The organism is Salmonella sp. 5800 (assembly GCF_046558195.1).
GTDB lineage: Bacteria > Pseudomonadota > Gammaproteobacteria > Enterobacterales > Enterobacteriaceae > Salmonella > Salmonella enterica.
This window is the reverse complement of the sequence record NZ_JBGDOX010000001.1, coordinates 430,066-452,831: the sequence shown is the minus strand read 5'-3', so window position 1 is coordinate 452,831 and position 22,766 is coordinate 430,066. Positions and strand designations below refer to the sequence as shown.

The following is a 22,766-nucleotide window of genomic DNA, read 5'->3' as shown; positions in this document are numbered from 1 at the left end:
GCCGTAAACAGGCAGGCCCGCGCTTTAATACCGGTGGCTTACTTGCTTAGTAGGTGGCCCATTTTGGCCGCTTTAGTATCGAGATAATGCTCATTATTTGGATTACGACCCACAATGAGCGGAACGCGTTCGACGATATTAATTCCCGCCTCGGTCAGTATTTCGACTTTCTTCGGATTATTGGTCAGCAGGCGAACTTCATCTACGCCCAGTAATTTGAACATATCCGCGCACAGGGTGAAATCACGCTCATCGGCGGCAAAGCCGAGCTGATGATTGGCCTCCACCGTGTCATAGCCTTGATCCTGTAACGCATAAGCGCGAATTTTATTAAGCAGGCCGATATTGCGGCCTTCCTGACGGTGGTAAATCAGAATACCGCGTCCTTCTTCCGCAATATGCGTCAGCGCGGCTTCCAGTTGAAAACCACAATCACAGCGCAGACTAAAAAGCGCGTCCCCGGTAAGACATTCGGAATGAACGCGAGCCAGTACCGGCGTTTTACCTGAAATATCGCCAAAAACCAGCGCGGCATGGTCGTGTCCGGTTGCCAGTTCTTCAAATCCCACCATCAGAAAGTCACCCAATGGGGTTGGCAGTTTGGCTTCTGCCACACGTTTAAGCTGCATGTATTTCTCCAGATTATGCTGACGCCTGCGGTGTCGTCGCCTGTTGGCTTGTATCCCGCTATTTTGCCATAAGGCGGCGGACATCACCTAATCACTACCACGTAATTGCTCAGGAATGGCACAAATTTGTCAATTTTCCAGTCCGGCGAGAATTTTCAGTTATGATTGTGATACTTATTTATAAAAGGAGCATCCATGCTTTCAATTGCGAGGCGCACCGCGGCAGGCGCCGCCCTGTTGCTTATCATGCCGCTTGCCGTATGGGTATCAGGCTGGCAGTGGCAGCCAGGACATCAGGTCTGGTGGCTAAAAACGCTATTCTGGATAACGGAAACCGTGACCAAACCCTGGGGCGTTATCACGCATGTGATTCTTTGTGGATGGTTCTTATGGTGCCTGCGATTTCGCCTGCGCGCCGCCATTATGCTGTTTGCGATTCTCGGCGGGGCGATTATCGTCGGGCAGGGCGTGAAGTCATGGGTAAAGGAGCGCGTACAGGAGCCGCGGCCATTTGTGGTCTGGCTTGAAAAAACGCACCATATTCCCGTCGATGAGTTCTACACTTTAAAGCGTACAGAACGCGGACATTTAGTGAAAGAGCAGTTGGCCGGGCAACAGAACATCCCCGTTTTCCTGCGTCAGCACTGGCAAAAAGAGACGGGCTTTGCGTTTCCCTCCGGACACACCATGTTTGCAGCGAGCTGGGCGCTTTTGGCCGTGGGTCTGTTATGGCCGCGCAGACGGACTTTCACCATCGCGTTTTTGTTAGTCTGGGCGACCGGCGTAATGGGCAGCCGTTTGCTTCTGGGAATGCACTGGCCGCGAGATTTAGTGGTCGCCACGCTCATCTCCTGGCTATTAGTTACCCTGGCGACCTGGCTGGCGCAGCGAATTTGCGGGCCGCTTATGCCGCCTCGTGAAGAAGCGCAAGAAATTGCTGAACGCGAGCAGGAAAGCTGACAACGGTTGATTTTCTGACTATTGCCCTTAAATCATCTGATGGCGGGCGCATTTCCATTTCGCGCGAGGCGGGAAAATGGTAATTTAGAAGGCTGGATGCGGTAAGTTGGACACGATTTATTCGCGCAAACCACATAACGGGAAGTAATGTGAAATATTTACTCATTTTCTTACTGGTATTGGCGATTTTTGTTATTTCGGTGACGCTAGGCGCGCAGAATGATCAACAGGTGACGTTTAACTACCTGCTGGCGCAAGGGGAGTATCGTATCTCCACGTTGCTTGCTGTGTTGTTCGCCGTCGGTTTTGCGATTGGCTGGCTGATTTGCGGCCTGTTCTGGCTGCGGGTCCGCGTTTCCCTTGCCCGCGCTGAACGTAAAATTAAACGACTGGAAAACAAGCTCTCGCCAGCAACCGACGTTGCGGTCCCTGCCGATTCGTCGGTTGTAAAGGAATAATCATTTATGTTGGAGTTGTTATTTCTGCTGTTGCCTGTAGCCGCTGCCTATGGGTGGTATATGGGTCGCAGAAGTGCGCAACAAACAAAACAGGATGAAGCTAACCGCCTGTCGCGCGATTATGTCGCAGGGGTTAACTTCCTGCTGAGTAACCAACAAGATAAAGCGGTGGATCTGTTCCTCGATATGCTTAAAGAGGATACGGGCACCGTTGAGGCTCATCTCACTCTCGGTAATCTGTTTCGCTCTCGCGGCGAAGTCGATCGCGCCATTCGTATTCATCAAACGCTCATGGAAAGCGCTTCATTGACCTATGAACAGCGTTTACTGGCTGTTCAGCAACTGGGGCGCGACTATATGGCCGCCGGTTTATATGACCGCGCGGAAGATATGTTTAACCAACTTACCGACGAAACGGAATTTCGCGTAGGCGCGTTACAGCAGCTCTTGCAAATCTATCAGCTAACCAGCGACTGGCAAAAGGCGATCGAAGTAGCAGAACGGCTGGTGAAACTGGGCAAAGATAAACAGCGTATCGAAATCGCCCATTTTTACTGTGAGTTAGCGTTACAGCAGATGGGCAACGACGACATGGATCGCGCGATGGCGTTGCTGAAAAAAGGTGCCGCCGCAGATAAAAATAGCGCCCGGGTGTCTATCATGATGGGGCGCGTTTATATGGCGAGAGGGGATTACGCCAAAGCGGTCGAAAGCCTGCAACGTGTGATCGTTCAGGATAAAGAGCTGGTCAGCGAAACGCTGGAGATGCTGCAAACCTGTTATCAACAGCTCGGTAAAAATGCCGAGTGGGCGGAGTTTTTACGTCGCGCCGTTGAGGAGAATACCGGTGCTGGCGCTGAGTTAATGCTTGCCGATATTCTGGAAGCGCGTGAAGGTAGTGACGCAGCTCAAGTCTATATCACGCGTCAGCTACAGCGACATCCTACCATGCGGGTGTTCCATAAGCTGATGGATTACCATCTCAACGAGGCGGAAGAAGGGCGAGCGAAAGAAAGCCTGATGGTACTGCGTGATATGGTTGGCGAGCAGGTGCGCAGTAAACCGCGGTATCGTTGTCAGAAATGCGGTTTTACCGCCTATACCTTGTACTGGCACTGTCCGTCCTGCCGGGCATGGTCGACCATTAAACCTATTCGCGGACTTGATGGGCAGTAGTATATAAAAAAAGCCTCACTTTAGTTACAACATACTTAATGACGTAAAGCTAGAAACGACGCTGGCATCAGCAGGCAGGGCTTATCAGGTTGTCAATCGAACCTGTTAATTTCCCTGCGCCGCAGGTAGAATGCACGCCGTTTATCCAATTTGCGCCACTTCCGGTGCCCATCATCAAGAAGGTCTGGTCATGACGTTTACTGCTTCATCTTCTTCCTGCGCTATTACTGAATCGCCTGTCGTTGTGGCGTTGGATTACCATGAACGCGATAAAGCCCTGGCGTTTGTCGATAAAATCGATCCTCGCGATTGTCGCTTAAAAGTGGGCAAAGAGATGTTCACGCTGTTTGGTCCACAGCTCGTTCGGGATCTCCAGCAGCGTGGGTTTGATGTCTTTCTTGATCTAAAATTTCATGATATTCCCAACACCACGGCTCGGGCAGTCGCTGCAGCGGCAGACCTGGGCGTCTGGATGGTAAACGTTCACGCGTCTGGCGGGGCGAGAATGATGGCCGCAGCGCGCGACGCGCTGGCGCCATTCGGTAAAGATGCGCCGTTACTCATTGCCGTGACCGTGTTGACCAGTATGGAAACCAGCGATCTGCGCGATCTGGGCGTGACGTTGTCACCGGCGGAACATGCGGAGCGGCTGGCGCGCCTGACGCAGCAATGCGGGCTGGATGGCGTGGTCTGTTCCGCTCAGGAAGCGGTCAGATTTAAACAGGCCTTTGGCGCTGCATTTAAGCTGGTGACGCCGGGCATTCGGCCCGCAGGCAGCGAGGCAGGCGACCAGCGACGCATTATGACGCCCGAACAGGCATTATCCGCCGGCGTCGACTATATGGTGATTGGCCGCCCGGTTACGCAATCGGTAGATCCGGCGCAAACGCTGAAGGATATTAACGCGTCACTGAAACGGGAGGCATAATGAGCGATTCCAATAGTCGTCTGGTTTATTCAACACAGACGGGGCGCATTGAAGAACCTAAAACGGCGCCGGTTCGTCCCAAAGGGGATGGTATCGTTCGCATTCAGCGTCAAACCAGTGGCCGTAAGGGTAAAGGCGTATGTTTGATTACCGGTATCGAGATGAATGATGCGGAATTAACCAAACTGGCGGCTGAACTGAAGAAAAAATGCGGCTGTGGCGGGGCAGTAAAAGAAGGGATTATTGAAATTCAGGGAGATAAACGCGACTTGATAAAATCATTGCTGGAAGCTAAAGGAATGAAAGTAAAATTAGCTGGCGGCTAATGAAAACGCCACGGTTGTAAATTACCGTGGCGTAAAAGTCAACTTTGTCTATTTTTGTAATCCAGACCTGAAAAGAATAAACGTATTATTTTGAGCCGTTCAATATTTAAACGTCTGGATTATTTTCCAACCTGGTGACCAATCACGCCGCCGACCGCCGCGCCGCCCAGGGTGCCTAATGTACTGCCGTCCGTTAACACTGCGCCGCCTAACGCCCCCGCACCTGCGCCAATAGCCGTGTTGCGATCGCGCTTGGACCAGTTTGAGCAGGCGCTCAGAGACATTGCTACGGTGATTGCCAGCACAGCAGCGGCCATTTTTTTGCTCGTCATAAACATAATACTCTCTCCTGAATTAACGATTCACGGAATTAAGCTCACTATAACTATAGTTAAAATAAAACCTGTTAAGAGATTTTCCGTAAAACCTGATTGCGCAGGGGTATATCACGCAGGTGATAGTCACTTCCTGTTATTTCGCTAATATTAATTTTACGACGTTACGCTCGTTACAACAGGTAAATAGTCTTAATTGGGATGTCAGAAAAGTCTTAGAGAGAGGATGATTTGCCATAGGGCAAACCATCGGGAAATATTTTAAACGGATGAGCCAATAACATTGACTAGCAGCCCTGCATGCTCTAACTGCATTTGATCGCTGGCGGAAATTCTGGAATCCGTAATAACACGATGGAAGCGAGAGAGCGGGCCCAGGGGATAGGGATGCACACAGCCAAATTTGGAGCTGTCGGTGAGGACAATCGCTTCTGAGCCTTTTTCCAGAACAGCGTTAACCACATCCGATCGCATCATATCGCGTCCGGTAAAGCCGGTATCAGCCTGCCAGCCATCAATACCGATAAATGCTTTGCTGAAATGCACTTGATGGATAAACTGTCGCGTCAACGGCCCTACCATGCTTTCACTTTTTTTCTGATAGATTCCACCGAGGAGAATGACTTCGCAAGGGGTCTCTTTGAGCAGGTGCGCGATATAACTGCTCACGGTGATGATCGTGACATCTTTTTGTTCCGCCAGCGTCCGGGCCAATAGCGCATTGCTACTGCCATTTTCAATAAAAACGGACTCTCCTGGACTGACCAGCGAGGCGGCGAACTCCGCCAGCCGGCGTTTTAGCGTGTAGTTCGTCATCATGCGAGTCTCTACGTCATCGCTCTCAAGCGAAACGGCGAAACCGTGCGCACGGCGTAAATAGCTCTGTTTTTCCAGGGTATTCAGATCCTGACGAATCGTGACTTCAGATACGCCGGTAATTTTCGCCAGTTCAGCAACGCTCATCTGGCCTTTATCAACCACCATTTGCAAAATTGATTGTTGTCGGGAGTTCATAGTATTAATTTTATACGTTAAGAGGAGTCAACAGACAGTCAGAGAGCCGGGAAGGACTAACGGCCATCCCGGACAAATAATCGCTATCAGATTTCCCAGGGCGACCCGGGAGCCTGGGATGGCGAGATACCGTCTTTAACCTGATCTAACAGCTCTGCTCTCAATATTTCAAGGTTATTGATGGCCGAGTGGTAATCGCCAGCAACAAGGATATCCAGCACGGTATCAATGCGTGCGGCAATTCGTTGTGCTTCGATATCAGACATGTTTGTCATCCTTAATGTCAGAAAAGGTTTCAATTCATGATGCAGAAATTAATCTGAAAAGAGAAGGGAAAAATAGGGCTATGCCTGTCTGCACAGGCTGTTCTCCCTATTATCGCCGCCATTAACGCATTTTTTTCGTCTGATAACGTTTGTACCAGCGTTCAAAAGAAACGGCGGGCATAGGTTTAGCGAATAAAAAGCCCTGTCGTTCATTGACACCGTTTTTTGTCAGGAAGGCATCTTCTTTAGCATTTTCTACGCCTTCGGCAATCACTTGTAAATTTAGCGCCTGAGCCACCGCGACAATCGCCCGAACCAGAGATTGCGACAGCGGTTGCTTATGGATATCTCTGACGAAAGCCTGATCCAGTTTAACGGCATCAATAGGGAACCGGGCGAGTTGAGAAAGCGAAGAATACCCGGTGCCAAAATCATCCAGATGAATCTGGGCGCCGAGCTGACTAAATTGCTGGATAACCGATAGCGCCAGCGTGTCGTTTTCGATCAGGCAACTTTCCGTTAGCTCGACATCGATCGGGCAATACTCAAAATTCAGATCGTACAAAGCCTGTTTAAGCGCAGTAAAAAGCGTCTGGTCGGCCAGTTGTCGCGCCGAAAAGTTAACGGCTACGCGCAAGTTAATCCCCTTATCGCGCCATTTCGCAATCTGGCGAACCACATCCAGAATCACCCAGCGGCCCAGCGGGACGATGAGTCCTGACTCTTCGGCGTATGAGATGAACTCCAGCGGCGGAATTAATCCGCGTTCCGGCGATTGCCAGCGTACCAGCGCTTCCAGGCTACGTACTTCGCCGCGCCAGGTAATTTTAGGCTGATAGTGAATAAGTAACTGGTCGTTTTCCAGCGCTTTTCGCAGGTTTGTATCCAGCCAGTGATAGTCAAATACGCGCTGATTCATTTCCGGCGAAAAAACGCAGAACTGACCGCGGCCGCCTTCTTTGGCGTTGTACATTGCGGTGTCGGCAGTGCGAATGAGACTTTCGCTGTCCTGTCCGTGCCGGGGGGCCAACGAAATGCCAATGGCGCATCTCGTGTAAACTTCAATAAGTCCAATACGAAACGGTTGCCGCAGACGGGTAAGGATTCGTGAGGCTACTGCTTCCAGCGCGGCCTGAGACGTATGGGCAGCGAGGACAATGAATTCATCTCCCCCCAGTCTGGCCAGCAATTGATCTTCCTCCAGACAACTCAACAGCGCCAGCGAAACGGCCTGTAAGAGCTGATCGCCAAACATATGCCCATAGGCGTCATTAATTTTCTTGAAGTTATCCAGATCGAGATAAACGATACCCACCTGCGACTCGCCAGCCGAGGCAATAGCATGATTAATAAATTCATGAATAGCATTGCGATTGGGCAGGCCGGTGACGGTGTCTGTATTCGCCAGTATGCGTAAACGCTCCTGAGCCTGCCTTTCTTCGGTGATATCCGTGCCTGCGCAGATCAGGAAAATTTCGTTTTTTCCGCTACCGTTATGGACGAATTTATTACGAAATAAGAACAGGCGTTGGCCTTTACGGGTCTTTATCCAGCGTTCGATTTCATAGGCATTGCCATTGCGAAAAAAATTCTCAATGTAGTGCCGGGAGGCAACCGCCTCCCGGCGGCTCATAAATAATTTAAAGACGCTTTGACCAATTACATCTCGCTCTTTTAAGCCTGTGTACTCTTCGCATAACCGATTAAATCGACAGATTTTTCCCCGACTATCCAGTATCGCAATGACTGAGTTGGCTTCTGATACGATTTGCTCGGCAAAAGAGAGCTCCTGCGCCTGCGTTGGCGCGACGGCAGGCGTATCAGGCCAGGTTGCCAGGCTGCCAGCCCATTCACGGTTATTAATCTTACGGCCTACCAGGTGCACAGCGGTAACCTGTTTTTCTATCAACAACGTTATCAGCAGACTGGACGTAATCGCCGTTATTTCCCGGATACGCCCGGCTTGTTCCGGCGATAGCTCAACCGTTTTTTCTGCATCCGTTTCACCTGTCGGGGAGAGATACAGCACGTTGCGGTCATCAGCCAGACGCCAGTGAGAGTGAAGGGGATTTAGCGCCGTTTGTTCCTGAATCTGTTTCATCATGCGTACCATCCCATTTAAGCGCCAGGTGCCCGAAAAGAAAGGTTAGCCATGTTATAAATAAGGGTAATTATGGCTGAACGTATTGTTTTATCTATGTATTCATATGTAATCCAGATTCTGGAAAAAGCATAGTCGCCAGCTAAAAATAACAAGAAATGGGGCGCTTGAATAAGATTAAACTTAGAGCATGACGGAAGGGAGAAGAAGAAAAGAAACGGCCTTTGCCTTCTCAGCAAAGGCCGTTGAGCGAGCTAAGCGTGGTTACGCTGCCGGTCGGGCAATAATGCTGCGGGTTTCCATGCGAACTTCCGCAATAGTGACATCAATGACATCCGTCACTTTATAAACCGTCTCACCTTTAATCTGTACCGTACCGTTTTCCTGGCTGCATACCAGTTCATCGCGAACGGCGTGCAGGAACGGGGCAGGGATAAAGGCGATAGCGCCGTTATCGACCAGTCGCACACGCATACCACCACGGCTGACGTCAATAATTTCTGCCGCGAAACGGGTATTTGTCCCCGCCTTATCGTTAAGGAAGCGTGCATATAACCAGTCGCCGACATCGCGCTCCGCCATGCGGTTCAGGCGACGGCGTTCCGCCATTTGCTGGGTGATATCTTCCTGCGGACGCGCAATAGCTTCCCCCTTGATGACCGCTTTCAGCAGGCGATGGTTAATCATATCGCCATACTTACGGATGGGAGAGGTCCAGGTGGCATAAGCCTCAAGACCAAGACCGAAATGCGGCCCCGGCTCGGTGCTGATTTCCGCAAAAGACTGGAAGCGACGAATGCGGCTGTCAAGGAAACCGGAGGGCTGCGCATCCAGTTCGCGACGCAGTTTACAGAAGCCTTCCAGCGTCAGCACCTCTTCGGCATCGACATGCAGACCATGCGTTTTCAGCAGCGCGGCAAGCGCGTCGGCATTCGCGGGATCGAAGCCCGTATGTACGTTGTAAATACCGAAACCGAGCTTATCGCGCAGTACGCGCGCGGCGCAAAGGTTAGCGGCGATCATCGACTCTTCTACGATACGGTTAGCGATACGGCGCGGTTCCGCCACAATATCCAGTACTTCACCTTTTTCGCCAAGCACAAAGCGGTAATCCGGGCGGTCTTTAAAGACTAACGCATGATGATGACGCCACTCACTGCGGCTTAGACAAATACGGTGCAACAGACGAATCTGCTGGGCAATGCCTTCGTTATCCGGCTGCCAGGTGCCGTTATTTTCCAGCCAGTCGGAGACATTGTCGTACGCCAGCTTGGCCTTCGATTCGATCGTGGCCGCAAAAAAGGCGATATCATCGTCAATGGTGCCGTCCGCGGCGATTATCATGCGACAGGCGAGCGCCGGACGCACTTCGTTGGCGCGCAGTGAGCACAGATCGTCAGACAGCTCACGTGGCAGCATAGGAATATTGAAGCCCGGCAGGTAGTTGGTGAAGGCGCGAATTTTCGCGGCGTTATCCAGCTTACTGCCTTCGGCAATCCAGGCGGTAGGATCGGCGATAGCCACCGTAAGCTGGAGTCTGCCGTCCGCTAATTCCTCAGCATATAGCGCGTCATCCATATCTTCAGTGCTGGCGCTATCGATAGTGACGAAATTCAGCGCGGTAAGATCCTGGCGCTCCAGCCCTTCGTCAAGCATCTCCGTCGCTACGCCGTTCGGCGCTTCTTTTTCTAGGTTGTGGCGGGCAAGCGTAACCCACCAGGGAACAAAGTGATCGTCGGCAAAGGTGATGTACTGTGTTAAATCGGCGTAAAACGAACGGTCGCCTTTAAGCGGATGGCGGCGCATTTCGGCAACCGCCCAGTCACCTTCTTTGAACTCATGCTGAACGCCGCGCGCGGCGCGGCAGGGAATCGCGTCTTTCAGCAACGGATGATCCGGCACGATGGACAGGCGGTCATTTTTACCCTGAACTTTTCCCACAAAGCGCGTCAGGAACGGTTCGATCAGTTCTTCCGGCTCGGCAGACTCCCGTTCTTTTTCCGTGTGGATGACCGCGACGATACGATCGCCATGCATCACTTTTTTCATCTGCGGCGGAGGAATGAAATAGCTTTTTTGCGCGTCAACCTCAAGGAAGCCAAAGCCTTTTTCCGTGGCTTTTACGACCCCTTCAGCGCGCGGCGTCTGGGAATGCAGTTGCTGTTTAAGCTGCGCTAGCAGCGGGTTGTCCTGAAACATATTCGTCTATTTTCGTAGCCAAAAGAGCGGCTGACAGTTTTACGCGATTCTGCCTGGCGCAGCAAGCGCTCTTTCAGTAATGGATGAGTTAATAGGTTTCGCCCAACGCGATTTTTAAACGATTTAACCATCCGCACACGCCGCACCAGCCTAACATATTAATAGCCTGCTCCGATGAAACTCCCCTGGTGAGTAGCGGGAAAAAATGCGCGGCGCTAAAGCGATCGGGCGCTCTGGTGAGCCATTGTATCGCCTGTGTCAGCGCAGGCTCAAGTTCCCAACGAGCGATGTCGTCGTCTTCCTGGCGTAACGTGATGACAGCGCGGCGCCACGCGCCAGGTTGGGTTGCCTGTTCGTTAAAGCAGGCGGCGCTGCCGTTGATACGTGATGTGAGGAGCGTGATAAGTGGAAGTAAAGAAGGGGGCGATGCAGTGTGTAATGTGCTGGTCAGTATGCGTTCGAGTAACGCGAATGAAGACGGATCGCGCATGAGTACCGGCGCCATCATTTGGCATTGTGAAGACGAATATTGCCGCCGAACTTTGGTATGGGCTGGAGGATATTCTACCAGACTGGCGGCGGGCCGCCATGTCGTCTGGGGGTTTTGAAACCGCGCGGCCCTGGCAAAGCGCTGCATCTCCTGGCCGGGCAGCTCACGCACGGGCAGACGGCAAAACGCCTGAAATATCGCCGCTACCCGCGCCTGAAAACCGATAAACCCAATGATCTGATTGATGAGTACGGTATCCCGGGCGGTTAATCCCACCTCTGCAAGCTGTTCGCGGGCCCGCGTATTGATAACGGAGGGGGAGCCGGCAAGCTGACGAGCGTATTGCGTAATTTGCGCCAGCCGTTGATTGCTCTCTCTTGAGGCGTCAGGGCCAGGTAGCGGCGCCAGACGCGCGGCATAATGGCGGCACAAACGCTGAACCCCAAATACCTGAGCGGCGGTCAGCGCGGTGCTCATACGTTCATAGGCGCTAAACGTATGAAGCCGGTCGTTGAGAACCGTGCGGGGAAATAAGACATCCGCCAACTGGCGAGCGGGCTTTAACCATGACTCAAAAGGCGTCAACGCGGTTTCTGCTACCGTTAAATCCAGTAAAAAACGATCGTTAACATACGCGGCTTCCGGCATCAGCGAAAGCGGGGTTTGTGACGACATAGTGGATTGTGTTTCATGATACCAGTGGCTTTTACCCGCTTTTCGGCATTGTTCCATAGGGTTTCCCGAGGATGAAATGGCGATCGATAATGATTCGGCGTCGGATCGTTTATGCTGGATTATCCTGGCGTATGCGGGAAAGGGATGAAAGATTGTTAGGTGATAACAAATATCAGAACGCTATATAATGAGATGAGTGGTGAGTGAGGGGAATGGGGCAGCACAGCCGTGCCGCCCGCTAATAAACTTAATGCGCTTACTTCAGTTCCAGTTCATTCATTGCCGCAATGCTGAACCCGCCGTCAACATGGACGACTTCGCCAGAAATGCCTGCCGAGAGATCGGAACACAGAAACGCCGCCGAGTTACCCACATCTTCAATGGTCACGGTGCGACGAATTGGCGTAACGGCTTCACAATGCGCCAGCATTTTACGGAAGTCTTTAATACCGGACGCCGCCAGCGTGCGGATTGGACCCGCAGAGATGGCGTTGACGCGAACCCCTTCCGGTCCCATAGCGTTTGCCATATAACGCACGTTGGCTTCCAGAGAGGCTTTCGCCAGACCCATGACATTGTAGTTCGGGATGGCGCGCTCCGCTCCCAGATAAGACAAGGTCAACAGCGCAGAACCCGGATTCAGCATGGTGCGGCAGGCTTTCGCCATGGCAACAAAGCTGTAAGAGCTAATATCGTGAGCGATTTTAAAGCCTTCGCGGGTAACCGCATTAACATAATCGCCGTCCAGCTGATCGCCAGGCGCGAAACCGATCGAGTGTACGAAACCGTCAAATTTCGGCCAAACGTTACCCAGCTCTGCAAACATAGCGTCAATGCTGGCATCTTCAGCGACATCACACGGTAAAACGATGCTGGAACCCAGCTGGGCAGCAAATTCTTCTACGCGGCCTTTCAGTTTGTCGTTCTGGTAGGTGAACGCCAGTTCAGCTCCTTCGCGGTGCATCGCCTGTGCGATACCGTAGGCGATGGACAGTTTACTGGCCACGCCAGTGACCAGAATGCGCTTACCGGAAAGAAAACCCATAGCTTTAATCCTTATAGTCATTGCTTATTTTTTGCTTTTACGAACAATGGTTAACAGCAACTTTTCAACATTATTCGAAATTAGTCTGAAATTATATCCCACTCCTGGCCCCGTGTGTCACGCTATTTTTCCGCCGCTATCTCCGGCAGGTGACGTTCTAAAACCACACGGTAACGAAGTCCCTGAGGATTTTGAGCACTCCCCAGGGCCAAACTGGCAAATCAAAGAGTCTAATGGGACAGGCCCTACGGTGCAGTATACCAGCTGGTGTAAGGTTCGCCTCATCCAACCAGAGACACCGGGACGGATAGCAAGTACGATAGCGATGCGCCATCCACCAGACAAATAAAGGTTCTGTAGGAAGCCAGAATATTCATCCGAATGGTTTACCTCACCTATTAGCGATGTTATGGATATGTAATTTTAACCAGCAAATGCTTAACAAAAATAATTTCTTTTTTAGGTGCTGAAGGTTTTCTCTATTTATTGATGCAGAGTAATACTGAATATGAAAAATTTTGGAAATCAGGTGATTACAGTAGTTACAAATCAGGTTTTTATATGTTTGCATGTGTATTATAATAAATTTTCAGAGGATGAGACATATGCCGTTTACATTTCATATCGGAAATCATAGTTGTCAGATATCAGAAAAGCATTTAAGAGATATCATCGATAATAAAAGAGAGCATGTTTTTTCAACGTATGAGAAATTCATAGATTTTTTCAGGAATATATTTACCAGGCGAAGTTTAATTTCTGATTATAAAGAGATATATAATCTACTGTGCCAAAAAAACGAGCGTCCCGATATTACGAAGCCTTTCTCGCTACGACCATTTTCGAGGCGAGATGAAGACTGTACACGATGGCGCCCCCTTCTTGGATATATTAAACTTATTGATGCCTCCAGACCTGAAACAATGGATAAATACACTGTAGAGGTATTAGCACATCAAGAAAATATGTTACTACTACAGATGTTTTACGATGGAGTATTAGTGACCGAGACGGAGTGTTCTGAACATTGCGTCGATTTTTTAAAAGAAACGATGTTTAATTATAATTCCGGGGAAATTACGCTTGCCGCTTTGGACAATGATCACCTGACGCCGAGCGAAGCAGGTAGTAATGGAATCTATGAGGCTTTTGAGCAACGTTTGATAGACTTCCTGACCACGCCCGCCACGGCGTCTGGTGATGAGAATGGCGCTATTGATCAGACGGATGCATCACAACCAGCGGCAATAGAGGCGTTTATTAACTCGCCGGAGTTTCAGAAAAATATTCGCATGCGTGATATTGAAAAAAATAAAATAGGTAGCGGAAGTTATGGGACAGTCTATCTGTTAAATGATGAGTTTGTTGTTAAGATTCCAATTAATGAGCGGGGAATAAAAGTGGATGTTAACTCTCCGGAGCATCGTAATTGTCATCCTGATCGTGTCAGTAAGTATTTGAATATGGCCAATGACGACAAGAATTTTTCTCGTTCGGCCTCCATGAATATTAATGGTAAAGACGTTACGGTTTTAGTTTCAAAATATATTCAAGGTCAGGAGTTAGATGTTGACGATGAAGATAACTATCGAATGGCGGAGGCGCTTCTTAAATCCCGGGGGGTTTATATGCATGATATAAATATCTTAGGTAATATTCTGATTAAAGAAGGGGTTCTTTTCTTTGTGGATGGCGATCAAATGGTACTGTCACAAGAATCCCGGCAACAGCGAAGCGTTTCTCTTGCAACAAGGCAACTGGAAGAGCAAATTAAGGCCCATCACCTGATAAAATTAAAGCGGGCCGAGACCGAAGAAAATACTGAAGATATTGAATATTATAAGTCACTTATTGCGGATCTTGATGCGTTAATCGGAGAGGAAGAACAGACACCTGCGCCAGGAAGACGTTTTAAACTAGCCGCGCCTGAGGAAGGGACTCTTGTGGCTAAGGTATTAAAGAATGAATTAAAAAAATAGCATTTAGTTCGTTCTTTTCTGCGAATCGCCGGGGCTCATTCGCTACAGATTTACCGATCAATTATTGAGAGTTGCTATTCGTTTAAAGGTCGTTCGGGGGATCTGGACAGCCTGCAACGGAGATGCAACTCGCCATTAGGGTTGGCGATGCCGCGCTGCCATAGTGGGTGAAATGCCTCGCAATGGTGCAACACCATTAACTCGCCTTGATTTTTCCCCTCTGCCTGACAAGAAAAACCTGGCTTTACGGATGGTCTCATGCCGTCGTATTAGCGTTGTTCGGCGTAGTATGTAAATTTCCTTATAGCAATAGAAGAACATTCTCAAAACATAAAATTAGCAAGTTATCATGAAGTTAACATATATTGTTTTTTTCGATCATTTTTTATATATTGATCGTTTTTATTGATTGATTTGCGTTAAAAGCGCATTATCAGGGAGTTAAGATCAAGTGGAGTGGTCACATGCGCTATTTTTTTATGGCAGAGCCGATAAGGGCAATGGAGGGGGATTTACTGGGTGTCGAAATCACTACCCATTTTGCATCGTCGCCCGCTCGTCCGCTACACCCTGAGTTTGTTATCTCGTCATGGGACAATTCGCAGAAGCGCCGTTTTCTGCTTGATCTGTTGCGGACAATCGCGGCCAAACATGGCTGGTTTCTACGCCACGGCCTGTTCTGTATCATAAATATCGATCGGGGTATGGCGCAGTTTGTCCTTCAGGACAAAGATATTCGCGCATTACTACACGCCATGCTATTTGTGGAGCTGCAGGTCGCTGAACATTTTTCATGTCAAGATAACGCCTTAATCGATCCTTTAATACACGCGCTTCATAAGCAACCTAATCCATTATGGCTGGGCGACCTGGGCGTAGGGAACGCAACCGCTGCGCCATTAGTTTGCGGGTGTTTTAGCGGCGTAAAACTTGACCGCAGCTTTTTTGTCTCACAAATTGAAAAAATGACGTTTCCGCTGCTCGTCAAACATATCCGGCATTATTGTGACAAGATTGTGGTGGGTGGCCAGGAAAACGCACGCCATTTGTCGGCGTTAAAAACGGCAGGCATTTGGGCAACCCAGGGCACGTTATTTCCTTCCGTTGCGTTAGAAGAGGTTGAAACATTGCTGTTGGGCAGTCGCATGAACACCCTCAGAGAATCGAACTGAGGGTATTTGTTTCGCTTAGCGATCCTTTCGCCATGCGTCAGCGGTCAGCGCCTCGCCAAAATGGCCTGCGATTAAACGGCGGGTAAGCTCATGTAGCGGAGAGGCGAGCACATCGGCGGTGCTGCCGCGTTCAACCACTTCCCCCTGATGCATCACTAATACCTGATCGCTAATATGTTTCATCATGCCGATATGCTGCGTGACATAGATATAGGAGATGCCTTGTTTTTCCTGCAATTCAAGCATCAGATTGATGAGCTGCGAGCGCATGGACATATCAAGCGAAGCCAGAGCTTCGTCCGCGATAATGACTTTAGGGCGTAAAATCAGCGCGCGGGCCAGGCCCAGACGCTGTTTCTGCCCCGGCGCCAGCATATGCGGGTAGTAGCTCACGTGATCGGGCAATAGCCCCACCATACGCATCGTCTCGACAATCTGTTTGCGCCGCTGTTCCGGCTCCAGATCGGTATTAAGGCGCAGGGGGAAGTCAAGAATCTGTGAAATACGTTGACGTGGATTCAGTGACGTTGAGGGGTCCTGAAAAATCATTCGAATACGTTGGCTTCGAAACGAATAGTCGCCGTAATGCAGGGGATGATCGTCAATAAGAAGCTCGCCGCTGGTGGGTTCAATCATGCCGGCCAGCATCTTTGCCAGCGTGGATTTGCCGGAACCGTTTTCGCCGATAATGGCCAGAGTCTGACGCTCACGAAGCGTAAAGCTTAATGGTTTCACGGCGTCGACGGTCTGGCGGCGAAACCATCCTGTCCGGTAGCGAAAGGTTTTACTCAGGTTGCGCACTTCAAGCAGAGTTTCCACCATATCACTCTCTCTCCATATTCAGCGGAAAATGACAGGCATAGAGATGATTTTTCGCGCCGGTTAAGCGTGGCGTGATAATGCATTCTCGTTGCGCGTAAGGGCAGCGCGGCCCCAGACGACAACCTATCGGTAACTGCTCCAGTAGCGGGATCGCGCCCGGCAGCGTATTGAGACGGCTTTTATGCGGCATCGCGCTGCCAAAATCCGGAATCGCGCGGATAAGCGCCTGCGTATAAGGATGATGTGGCGTCGTCACCAGATCTTTACTTGGCGCGGTTTCTACCGTCTGGCCGCAGTATAAGACGTTGATTTTGTCAGCCCACTGACTCAGCATTTGCAGGTCGTGGCTAATCAACAGAATGGTGGTATTACTGTTTTGATTCAGTCGGGTCAACAGGCGAAAAATTTGCGCCTGCGTCGTCGGTTCCATTGAGTTGGTGGGTTCATCAGCGATCAGGAGTCGCGGTTGATTCGCCAGCGCGATAGCGATCATGACTTTCTGACACTCGCCATCGGTCAGTTCATAGGGAAAACTGCGCATCGCGTCTTTATGATCTTTAATTCCCACCCGGTGCAGTAATTCAATAGCACGTCGTTTACGCCAGCCTAAACGCTGCCACCAGCGACCTTTATAGGTCCAGGCGGGAATATTTTGCATTAACTGGCGGCCGACGCGTTCGGAAGGATCAAGGCACGACTGCGGCTCCTGGAAGATCATCGACACATTATGCCCGACCAGCTTACGCCGTTCACGAGAGGAGAGGCGCAGCAGATCGATATCATCAAAACGCATACGGTCGGCAGTGACTCGCCAGTTGTCTTTCGCGACGCCGCAAATAGCTTTAGCAATTAAGCTTTTTCCGGAACCCGATTCACCTACCAGGCCGCGAATTTCGCCTTCGCTTAATGTCATACTGACGCGATCGACCGCTTTTACCCAACCTTCGCTGGTTTTAAATTCAATGGTGAGATTGCGGATATCCAGTAACGGCATTATTCCACCCCCGCAATAATCGCACGACGAATCCCATCTCCGAGCAGGTTTACCAGTAAAACACTGAGCGTTATCGCCGCGCCGGGTAGCATAACGGTCCACGGCGCGACATAGATTAGCTCCAGCGCATCCCCCAACATGGCCCCCCATTCGGGAGAGGGAAGCTGCGCGCCAAGATCTAAAAATCCCAGCGCGGCGATGTCCAGAATCGCCATCGACAGCGCCCGGGTAATTTCGGTGACCAGACCGGCGGTAATATTCGGTAAAATGGCGAACCACAGAATATTCAGCGTTGTCGCGCCATCCAGACGGGCGGCAATGACGTACTCTTTTTCCAGTTCATCATGCACCATGCTATAGACGGAACGTACCATTCGCGGCAACAGGGCCAGCCAGACGGCAAACATCGCGTGTGACAGATGTGGGCCGGCAAATGCCACGACGATAATCGCCAGCAAGAGCGAAGGGATGGAAAGCAGCGTGTCCAGAATATGGTTCAGTACGGCAGAGCGTAAACCGTGCGTCGCGCCTGCCACTACGCCGAGGACTAATCCACATAGCGTAGCCGCCAGCGTTACGATAAACGCGCCGCCGACCGTGGGCGCCGCGCCGCTTAACAGGCGGCTCAGCACATCGCGCCCCAGATCGTCAGTCCCCAGAAAAAAGGAGACTTCGCCATAGCGTGACCAGGAGGGCGGCAGTAGCTGATAGCCCAGAAATTGCTGATCGATACCATAGGGCGCGATCCAGCCGCCAAAAATACACAGCAACGCCAGACCGGCGCATCCATACAGGCCCACCATCGCAGGCGCGTCGCTATAAAATTTACGCCAGGCAGTGCGCAGGGTGCCTGGCGGGCGCTTTTCGCTGTAGACGCTATCGTAAGGCATATTTACTCGTTTTATTTTTGTTTACCATGCTTTATGTCTTTTAAAATTTTCAAACATTATCAATTCGTTATCGAGCGTTGGTGTTTTAATTTTGTGCACTTTGAGGTTATCAATTTATGCAAAATGTGTACACAGATGTGTATATCCTCTCATGGAGTGTACACATTGCTTGCCGATACAAAATTAAGAAAGGCTCCTGGCAAAAAAAGAGACCAAATCAAGGTCATCTCAGACGCTCATGGTCTCAATGTCAGGCTCTCTACATCCGGCAGTATAACATTCTTTTACCGATACAGATGGAACGGGAACGCTGCTCAACTGACGATTGGCGATTATCCAACCATATCACTATCTCATGCCAGGGAACGCCGTCAGTACTTTAGATCATGGTTAACTGAGGGACTCGATCCTCGTCGCCAGATGGTACTGGAGAAGAAGAAAAAAATAGAAGCGTTAACCGTAAAAGAACATACGACTACTGGGAGAAGTTTTAGCACTGTACGGAATTTGGGCCAGGGTCATTAAGACCGACAGTGGCGGCTGGCGCCAGTTTGGAGTATGGCGCGATCAGGATGTTGCGGCATTAGTCTCTGGGAGGTTCACAATAAGACAGATCGGAATACTCCGGCATGAGGTGTTGCGTCTTAAACCGCTGCAGCGGGTCAGCAGGGGGAATTATATTTATTAGCTCAGATGTGAGCTGACAGTTACCGATTATTTATACAGTAACTGTCAGTTTACAATATCGTAAAAAACTTAACAAAAATATAATTCTGATGATAACCCCTTTATCTACCCAAAAGTAATAGAGCTGAGTTTATGATTTAATCTATAGGACTTTCCAGGGTTACTCTTACGGACTTTCTTTTTACAGTGATAGTTGGCGGGATTGTCGTGCTTCTAAGATGTGTAAATGGGATTTCACCAGCATAAAATACACCAGCACCATGATAACCAGAAACTTTGACATCTGTGTAGCCTCGACTCCAGATCTCATTAGCAACCCTCTCTATAAAAGTATCACGTTCTCCAAACACCATTCGTTCGAAGAAACCAGCATTTCTATTCGCTTTATCTATGTCCTCCTTTTTAAAACTATTAGGCTCTCTTTTATCTGCGGAATAACAACTACTAATCCTTATATCCTTTATAACCTCTAAAACTTTATTAGCAACCAGAATATCAACCAGTTGTTTTGCAGAAAAAACAGAGTCGCCACTGGCTAGAACATTAGTGCCTGCTGCACCATGACCGGTAATATAGACCTTTTTAAACGCACTTAATGTGATCTCATCTAGTATGAGGTTTTCTTGCTGCCGTGCAACAATACCTACAGCTGCTCCGCAATTTACATCATTAGTGTATTGTTGTAGATCAATGTGACCCGAAAGAGTTTTATAATGAGTGCTGATTGTTTTTTCAAATTCGGACGCTGCGTCTTTACTTATAAAAACACCAGGATATAAGTGCTTCCCAGAAAAAACTCTGGATATTTGTTGTCCCAGCATATGCAGGCAAGCCGATTTGTTGAAGCCTTTCTCTCCCGTAACTAACAAGAAACCACTTTTTTGCTCAACCTGTGAAATATTATAAGCAATATTAGCTACCCTAATAATATCTTTGGCTAGGTTAGTTGCGCCATTTCCGATAGTGGCAGTGCCGGGGCTGCCCCTCTAATATTGAGGATCGCGGCAGAAATAGGTTTCATCATATTCACCTCTCATGTAGTGATAATGGTTATTATGTGATATTTACTTTTTAATATTTGTTTGTTATCACTTACCTGCTGTCCAGTCAATATTAATACATGATTACGCCTATTTTTACATTAATTTACTGGTGCGGGGTTGTATGATCTTGTTATTACTCAACGTAAGCCTCTGTTTATATATAATAAAATTGGAGAAATCTGTTGACTGTATTTTATTTACATTAATATAGATATGCTATGAATTATTACGCATGCATAATCTAACGTTATTAGATGCTATATCCGTAACCGGGTCTGAGGTGAGCATGGCTAAATTACCGCGCCGTAAATGCAAAGTTTGCCGGGAATGGTTTTCTCCTGCTTACAGCAACGTTGTCTGGTGCTGTCCTGAACATGGCGCTATCTACGCGCTGGAACTGCGTGCCAGGCGTATCAGGGATAAACACCAGGCGGATAAAGCCGAACGCCTGGCGAACGGTTGCATGCTTAGAGAGCGTCAGGCAGTGTTGTATACACTCAGCAGGAAGATGTTCCGCAAACATCTGCGCTGAAGGCGGTGGCATAAGGGGATGGTCGCTGAAATCGAGCAGGTCATTGAGAAGTGGCATAACAAAACGGCTCCCTGTAGGGGAAGCCGTTATAGTGCCGCAGTTTAAGGATAGGCATTGTGCGATTACGGGGATTTTCGTGCCCGTAAACCGGGGAGGTTTGTTTTTCTAATTTTATCCAGCGAGACGTAAAGTATGGCTGAGCTATGGTTAGCACTCGGTTGAACACATTAGGTGGTTTGCCTGATAGTTTCTGTGGGAGAGGGTATGATAAAAAAGTAATATTATTTTTAGTGTTTTTCTGATTATGCAAGTACCGTTGGTTTTGTATATCGTGTTGACTCGAGACCTTCAGATTTGATTTTTCGGGATGGTTTTGCTTCTCACGGTAATAACAGGAATCTTCAGCAACATATAAGAGATGACTCCTGTGCATCCGGTAGTCGAGACAGTACTATATTGCGACTATCTCAGATATTAATGAGTCTTATAATATAGCACGATTATATTACTCCAGAGCAACATTTAGCGGCAGGTTGTACAGATACAGAATCCGTGCAGACAATAGTTTCTACAGCCTTCCGCCGTCTGTTGCTTATATTGAGTTATGTGGTATCCAGTTTGGTCATTTTGAGCGAGTGATGATGCGGTTACAAAGTGAGTATGTATCTGTAAATTCTATCCCAATTGAAAATATCCATGAAGCAGTTGAGCTTGTTTACGATAGAAATACAAGTATGCTAAATATTGTTGGAGTGGATTATGAAAAAGAAATTAAAGGTTCTGACTCTTGCTCTTGCGTCATTATCCAGTGTTTGTTATGCAGCTATGGCTGATTATGATACGTATGTGAGTAATGTTCAGATTTACAACCTGTCTTATGGTGTGTATACGTCAGGGGGTAAGGAAACTCAGTTTTTTTGTATCGGACTGAAGCGCGGGAGTGAGGCTATTAGTGTCAATGCCGTGTGTAAAGTGGATGTGTACGGGAATCATAAACAGGGGTTTGATAACATGCTAAATATAGCAAAGTATTATTATACAACAGGGGGGAATGTAAGGATATATTATAAAGAGAATGTTTGGCGCGACCTCGATTTCAAAAATGCATTCTCTTCCAGGGAATTAATTGCGATAACTACTTGTAGCTCATCAAGTTATTGTATGGGGCCTACGTTGACAAATTAAATGTTACTGGGTATTAAACGCTCTAAAGAACAGGCTTAATCTTGTTGGTGAGACGATTATGTCTGAACCTTTATCAGGTTCCTGTATGGCTGTAGCGATCTGTGGGGCAACGATATTCAGACTGTTTACTGGAGCGGATTTTGGGATTGTATTTTGAGCATTTGCGGGAACGTTGTTCGTGGCAACAATGCCGCAGATACTGTCACCCCAAAGCACTCCTTCAAGCTTCTGACAATTGTGGGTGGTTTGTTTGATGGAGTGCCTCTTAAGATTAGAACTCTCACCATAAAGGCTGCGCATTTACGTGGCCTTTTTCGTATTCAGGCTCACGGGAAACACTCACTACGCGCTTTGTTGGATAAATCCAGCCCGTGAAGCCTGCTCCTTTTAGTCAGGACGTTATCAGAAGGGGACACACTGGTTGTATGGAAGCGTGATCGCCTGGGTCACAGTATGCGTCATCTGGTCGTTCTGGTAGAAGAATTGCGCGAACGCGGCGTTAATTTCCGCAGCCTGACCGACAGCATAGACACGTTAACGCCAATGGGGCGATTCTTCTTTCATGTCATGGGCACACTCGCTGAAATGGAACGTGAATTGATTGTGGAAAGAACCCGCGCTGGACTGGAAGCGACAAGGGCGAGGGGGATGTAATGGTGGCCGACGACCGAAACTAACATTGAAACAATAGGCGCAGGTCGGGCGTTTGATTGGGGCAGGAGTACCGCGACAGCAGGTAGCGATACGCAGTGAAACCCGGAGGCGCTGATAGAGAAGATAAATCTCCGGCAATCATCATCGAAGCATGGACTGCCGGAGAAAATAGAAAACAATATGTATATATTTGCGTACTAAAAAAC

The 22,766-nt window shown here is 49.0% G+C and carries 21 protein-coding genes and 7 pseudogenes; 13 read left to right on the top strand and 15 right to left on the bottom strand.

Going from position 1 to position 22,766, the window contains the following annotated elements; all coding sequences use genetic code 11:
* Positions 1 to 38: 38 nt before the first annotated feature.
* A complete protein-coding gene (gene ribA, locus ACLJZ5_RS02225) occupies positions 39 to 629 on the bottom strand; it encodes a GTP cyclohydrolase II (RefSeq protein WP_001176284.1) in 591 nt (196 codons plus the stop codon).
* 195 nt (positions 630 to 824) lie between these two features.
* On the opposite strand from ribA, the gene pgpB reads away from it, so the two are divergent.
* The 5 genes from pgpB (at position 825) to yciH (ending at position 4,477) form a co-directional block, all read left to right on the top strand.
* Positions 825 to 1,589 (top strand): phosphatidylglycerophosphatase B, encoded by a 765-nt coding sequence (gene pgpB / locus ACLJZ5_RS02220; RefSeq protein ID WP_000948651.1) that lies wholly within the window; start codon positions 825 to 827, stop codon positions 1,587 to 1,589.
* Between the two features lie 149 nt (positions 1,590 to 1,738).
* Positions 1,739 to 2,047, top strand: coding sequence for a LapA family protein (locus tag ACLJZ5_RS02215; protein ID WP_000876301.1), 309 nt, complete (start codon positions 1,739 to 1,741; stop codon positions 2,045 to 2,047).
* Positions 2,048 to 2,053: 6 nt separating this feature from the next.
* Complete coding sequence (lapB, locus tag ACLJZ5_RS02210; RefSeq protein WP_000891378.1) at positions 2,054 to 3,223, top strand: lipopolysaccharide assembly protein LapB; 1,170 nt, start codon at positions 2,054 to 2,056, stop codon at positions 3,221 to 3,223.
* A gap of 190 nt (positions 3,224 to 3,413) precedes the next feature.
* A complete protein-coding gene (pyrF, locus tag ACLJZ5_RS02205; RefSeq protein ID WP_001537903.1) occupies positions 3,414 to 4,151 on the top strand; it encodes an orotidine-5'-phosphate decarboxylase in 738 nt (245 codons plus the stop codon).
* Positions 4,151 to 4,477 carry a stress response translation initiation inhibitor YciH gene (gene yciH, locus ACLJZ5_RS02200; RefSeq protein WP_001285199.1) on the top strand — a complete coding sequence of 109 codons (327 nt, stop codon included), beginning with the start codon at positions 4,151 to 4,153 and terminating at the stop codon, positions 4,475 to 4,477. The genes pyrF and yciH overlap by 1 nt, the downstream gene beginning before the upstream one ends.
* A 119-nt stretch (positions 4,478 to 4,596) precedes the next feature.
* Here the strand turns inward: yciH and osmB are convergent, their stop codons facing one another.
* The 9 genes and pseudogenes from osmB to ACLJZ5_RS02155 form a co-directional block, all read right to left on the bottom strand.
* Positions 4,597 to 4,815 (bottom strand): osmotically-inducible lipoprotein OsmB, encoded by a 219-nt coding sequence (osmB, locus tag ACLJZ5_RS02195; protein WP_000481166.1) that lies wholly within the window; start codon positions 4,813 to 4,815, stop codon positions 4,597 to 4,599.
* 258 nt (positions 4,816 to 5,073) lie between these two features.
* Positions 5,074 to 5,826 (bottom strand): DNA-binding transcriptional regulator YciT, encoded by a 753-nt coding sequence (locus ACLJZ5_RS02190; protein ID WP_001088594.1) that lies wholly within the window; start codon positions 5,824 to 5,826, stop codon positions 5,074 to 5,076.
* An 86-nt stretch (positions 5,827 to 5,912) separates the two neighbouring features.
* Positions 5,913 to 6,092 (bottom strand): hypothetical protein, encoded by a 180-nt coding sequence (locus tag ACLJZ5_RS02185; protein ID WP_001279854.1) that lies wholly within the window; start codon positions 6,090 to 6,092, stop codon positions 5,913 to 5,915.
* A 121-nt stretch (positions 6,093 to 6,213) separates the two neighbouring features.
* Positions 6,214 to 8,196, bottom strand: a complete 1,983-nt coding sequence (pdeR, locus tag ACLJZ5_RS02180; RefSeq protein WP_024797894.1) for a cyclic di-GMP phosphodiesterase — start codon at positions 8,194 to 8,196, stop codon at positions 6,214 to 6,216.
* Between the two features lie 261 nt (positions 8,197 to 8,457).
* On the bottom strand, positions 8,458 to 10,392 hold the full coding sequence (locus ACLJZ5_RS02175; RefSeq protein ID WP_000485041.1) for an exoribonuclease II: 1,935 nt from the start codon (positions 10,390 to 10,392) through the stop codon (positions 8,458 to 8,460).
* A 244-nt stretch (positions 10,393 to 10,636) separates the two neighbouring features.
* Positions 10,637 to 11,614 (bottom strand): annotated as a pseudogene (locus ACLJZ5_RS02170) (CMD domain-containing protein); the annotation flags it as partial.
* A 199-nt stretch (positions 11,615 to 11,813) separates the two neighbouring features.
* On the bottom strand, positions 11,814 to 12,602 hold the full coding sequence (fabI, locus tag ACLJZ5_RS02165) for an enoyl-ACP reductase FabI (RefSeq protein ID WP_000506501.1): 789 nt from the start codon (positions 12,600 to 12,602) through the stop codon (positions 11,814 to 11,816).
* 117 nt (positions 12,603 to 12,719) lie between these two features.
* Positions 12,720 to 13,019, bottom strand: a complete 300-nt coding sequence (locus ACLJZ5_RS02160) for a hypothetical protein (RefSeq protein ID WP_031617827.1) — start codon at positions 13,017 to 13,019, stop codon at positions 12,720 to 12,722.
* Positions 12,994 to 13,173 (bottom strand): hypothetical protein, encoded by a 180-nt coding sequence (locus tag ACLJZ5_RS02155; protein WP_031617826.1) that lies wholly within the window; start codon positions 13,171 to 13,173, stop codon positions 12,994 to 12,996. Before ACLJZ5_RS02155 ends, ACLJZ5_RS02160 begins: the two co-directional genes overlap by 26 nt.
* Positions 13,174 to 13,207: 34 nt before the next feature.
* Between ACLJZ5_RS02155 and steC the strand changes: the two genes are divergently transcribed.
* Both steC and ACLJZ5_RS02145 read left to right on the top strand, forming a co-directional pair.
* A complete protein-coding gene (steC, locus tag ACLJZ5_RS02150; RefSeq protein WP_065305081.1) occupies positions 13,208 to 14,581 on the top strand; it encodes an SPI-2 type III secretion system effector kinase SteC in 1,374 nt (457 codons plus the stop codon).
* A 464-nt stretch (positions 14,582 to 15,045) separates the two neighbouring features.
* Entirely contained in the window at positions 15,046 to 15,753 is a 708-nt protein-coding gene (locus ACLJZ5_RS02145) for an EAL domain-containing protein (protein ID WP_001268397.1), read from the top strand.
* Between the two features lie 15 nt (positions 15,754 to 15,768).
* Here ACLJZ5_RS02145 and sapF read toward each other — a convergent pair whose 3' ends face one another.
* The 3 genes from sapF to sapC are packed head-to-tail and all read right to left on the bottom strand — an operon-like array spanning position 15,769 to position 18,459.
* Positions 15,769 to 16,575, bottom strand: a complete 807-nt coding sequence (gene sapF / locus ACLJZ5_RS02140) for a peptide ABC transporter ATP-binding protein SapF (RefSeq protein WP_000230462.1) — start codon at positions 16,573 to 16,575, stop codon at positions 15,769 to 15,771.
* Between the two features lies 1 nt (position 16,576).
* Complete coding sequence (gene sapD / locus ACLJZ5_RS02135; RefSeq protein WP_001128869.1) at positions 16,577 to 17,569, bottom strand: peptide ABC transporter ATP-binding protein SapD; 993 nt, start codon at positions 17,567 to 17,569, stop codon at positions 16,577 to 16,579.
* The gene (gene sapC, locus ACLJZ5_RS02130) at positions 17,569 to 18,459 is read right to left on the bottom strand and encodes a peptide ABC transporter permease SapC (RefSeq protein WP_001146150.1); all 891 of its coding nucleotides are present in this window, start codon (positions 18,457 to 18,459) and stop codon (positions 17,569 to 17,571) included. Before sapC ends, sapD begins: the two co-directional genes overlap by 1 nt.
* A 135-nt stretch (positions 18,460 to 18,594) precedes the next feature.
* Here sapC and ACLJZ5_RS02125 point away from each other — a divergent pair.
* Positions 18,595 to 18,950: pseudogene (locus ACLJZ5_RS02125) on the top strand (Arm DNA-binding domain-containing protein); the annotation flags it as partial.
* 333 nt (positions 18,951 to 19,283) lie between these two features.
* Here ACLJZ5_RS02125 and ACLJZ5_RS02120 read toward each other — a convergent pair.
* The gene (locus tag ACLJZ5_RS02120; protein WP_228373343.1) at positions 19,284 to 20,015 is read right to left on the bottom strand and encodes a hypothetical protein; all 732 of its coding nucleotides are present in this window, start codon (positions 20,013 to 20,015) and stop codon (positions 19,284 to 19,286) included.
* Between the two features lie 460 nt (positions 20,016 to 20,475).
* Between ACLJZ5_RS02120 and ACLJZ5_RS02115 the strand changes: the two are divergent.
* Positions 20,476 to 20,637, top strand: a pseudogene (locus tag ACLJZ5_RS02115) (recombination protein NinG); the annotation flags it as partial.
* Here the strand turns inward: ACLJZ5_RS02115 and ACLJZ5_RS02110 are convergent.
* Positions 20,638 to 20,778 (bottom strand): annotated as a pseudogene (locus tag ACLJZ5_RS02110) (IS4 family transposase); the annotation flags it as partial.
* Positions 20,779 to 20,957: 179 nt separating this feature from the next.
* Between ACLJZ5_RS02110 and ACLJZ5_RS02105 the strand changes: the two are divergent.
* The 4 genes and pseudogenes from ACLJZ5_RS02105 to ACLJZ5_RS02090 all read left to right on the top strand — a co-directional run.
* Positions 20,958 to 21,461: pseudogene (locus ACLJZ5_RS02105) on the top strand (pertussis toxin-like subunit ArtA); the annotation flags it as partial.
* Between the two features lie 19 nt (positions 21,462 to 21,480).
* On the top strand, positions 21,481 to 21,906 hold the full coding sequence (locus ACLJZ5_RS02100) for a subtilase family AB5 toxin binding subunit (protein ID WP_024797899.1): 426 nt from the start codon (positions 21,481 to 21,483) through the stop codon (positions 21,904 to 21,906).
* Positions 21,907 to 21,964: 58 nt separating this feature from the next.
* Positions 21,965 to 22,135, top strand: a pseudogene (locus ACLJZ5_RS02095) (putative holin); the annotation flags it as partial.
* Between the two features lie 158 nt (positions 22,136 to 22,293).
* Positions 22,294 to 22,594 (top strand): annotated as a pseudogene (locus ACLJZ5_RS02090) (recombinase family protein); the annotation flags it as partial.
* Positions 22,595 to 22,766: the final 172 nt, after the last annotated feature.

What these genes read in the sequence shown, in the direction of transcription:
- pdeR (WP_024797894.1), bottom strand. Translation starts at nt 8,196, where the DNA reads ATGATGAAACAGATTCAGGAACAAACGGCGCTAAATCCCCTTCACTCT.
- ACLJZ5_RS02145 (WP_001268397.1), top strand. Translation starts at nt 15,046, where the DNA reads ATGCGCTATTTTTTTATGGCAGAGCCGATAAGGGCAATGGAGGGGGAT.
- ribA (WP_001176284.1), bottom strand. Translation starts at nt 629, where the DNA reads ATGCAGCTTAAACGTGTGGCAGAAGCCAAACTGCCAACCCCATTGGGT.
- ACLJZ5_RS02175 (WP_000485041.1), bottom strand. Translation starts at nt 10,392, where the DNA reads ATGTTTCAGGACAACCCGCTGCTAGCGCAGCTTAAACAGCAACTGCAT.
- steC (WP_065305081.1), top strand. Translation starts at nt 13,208, where the DNA reads ATGCCGTTTACATTTCATATCGGAAATCATAGTTGTCAGATATCAGAA.
- ACLJZ5_RS02100 (WP_024797899.1), top strand. Translation starts at nt 21,481, where the DNA reads ATGAAAAAGAAATTAAAGGTTCTGACTCTTGCTCTTGCGTCATTATCC.
- sapD (WP_001128869.1), bottom strand. Translation starts at nt 17,569, where the DNA reads ATGCCGTTACTGGATATCCGCAATCTCACCATTGAATTTAAAACCAGC.
- pyrF (WP_001537903.1), top strand. Translation starts at nt 3,414, where the DNA reads ATGACGTTTACTGCTTCATCTTCTTCCTGCGCTATTACTGAATCGCCT.
- fabI (WP_000506501.1), bottom strand. Translation starts at nt 12,602, where the DNA reads ATGGGTTTTCTTTCCGGTAAGCGCATTCTGGTCACTGGCGTGGCCAGT.
- ACLJZ5_RS02190 (WP_001088594.1), bottom strand. Translation starts at nt 5,826, where the DNA reads ATGAACTCCCGACAACAATCAATTTTGCAAATGGTGGTTGATAAAGGC.
- yciH (WP_001285199.1), top strand. Translation starts at nt 4,151, where the DNA reads ATGAGCGATTCCAATAGTCGTCTGGTTTATTCAACACAGACGGGGCGC.
- sapF (WP_000230462.1), bottom strand. Translation starts at nt 16,575, where the DNA reads ATGGTGGAAACTCTGCTTGAAGTGCGCAACCTGAGTAAAACCTTTCGC.
- ACLJZ5_RS02155 (WP_031617826.1), bottom strand. Translation starts at nt 13,173, where the DNA reads ATGCAAACATATAAAAACCTGATTTGTAACTACTGTAATCACCTGATT.
- lapB (WP_000891378.1), top strand. Translation starts at nt 2,054, where the DNA reads ATGTTGGAGTTGTTATTTCTGCTGTTGCCTGTAGCCGCTGCCTATGGG.
- ACLJZ5_RS02185 (WP_001279854.1), bottom strand. Translation starts at nt 6,092, where the DNA reads ATGTCTGATATCGAAGCACAACGAATTGCCGCACGCATTGATACCGTG.
- sapC (WP_001146150.1), bottom strand. Translation starts at nt 18,459, where the DNA reads ATGCCTTACGATAGCGTCTACAGCGAAAAGCGCCCGCCAGGCACCCTG.
- osmB (WP_000481166.1), bottom strand. Translation starts at nt 4,815, where the DNA reads ATGTTTATGACGAGCAAAAAAATGGCCGCTGCTGTGCTGGCAATCACC.
- pgpB (WP_000948651.1), top strand. Translation starts at nt 825, where the DNA reads ATGCTTTCAATTGCGAGGCGCACCGCGGCAGGCGCCGCCCTGTTGCTT.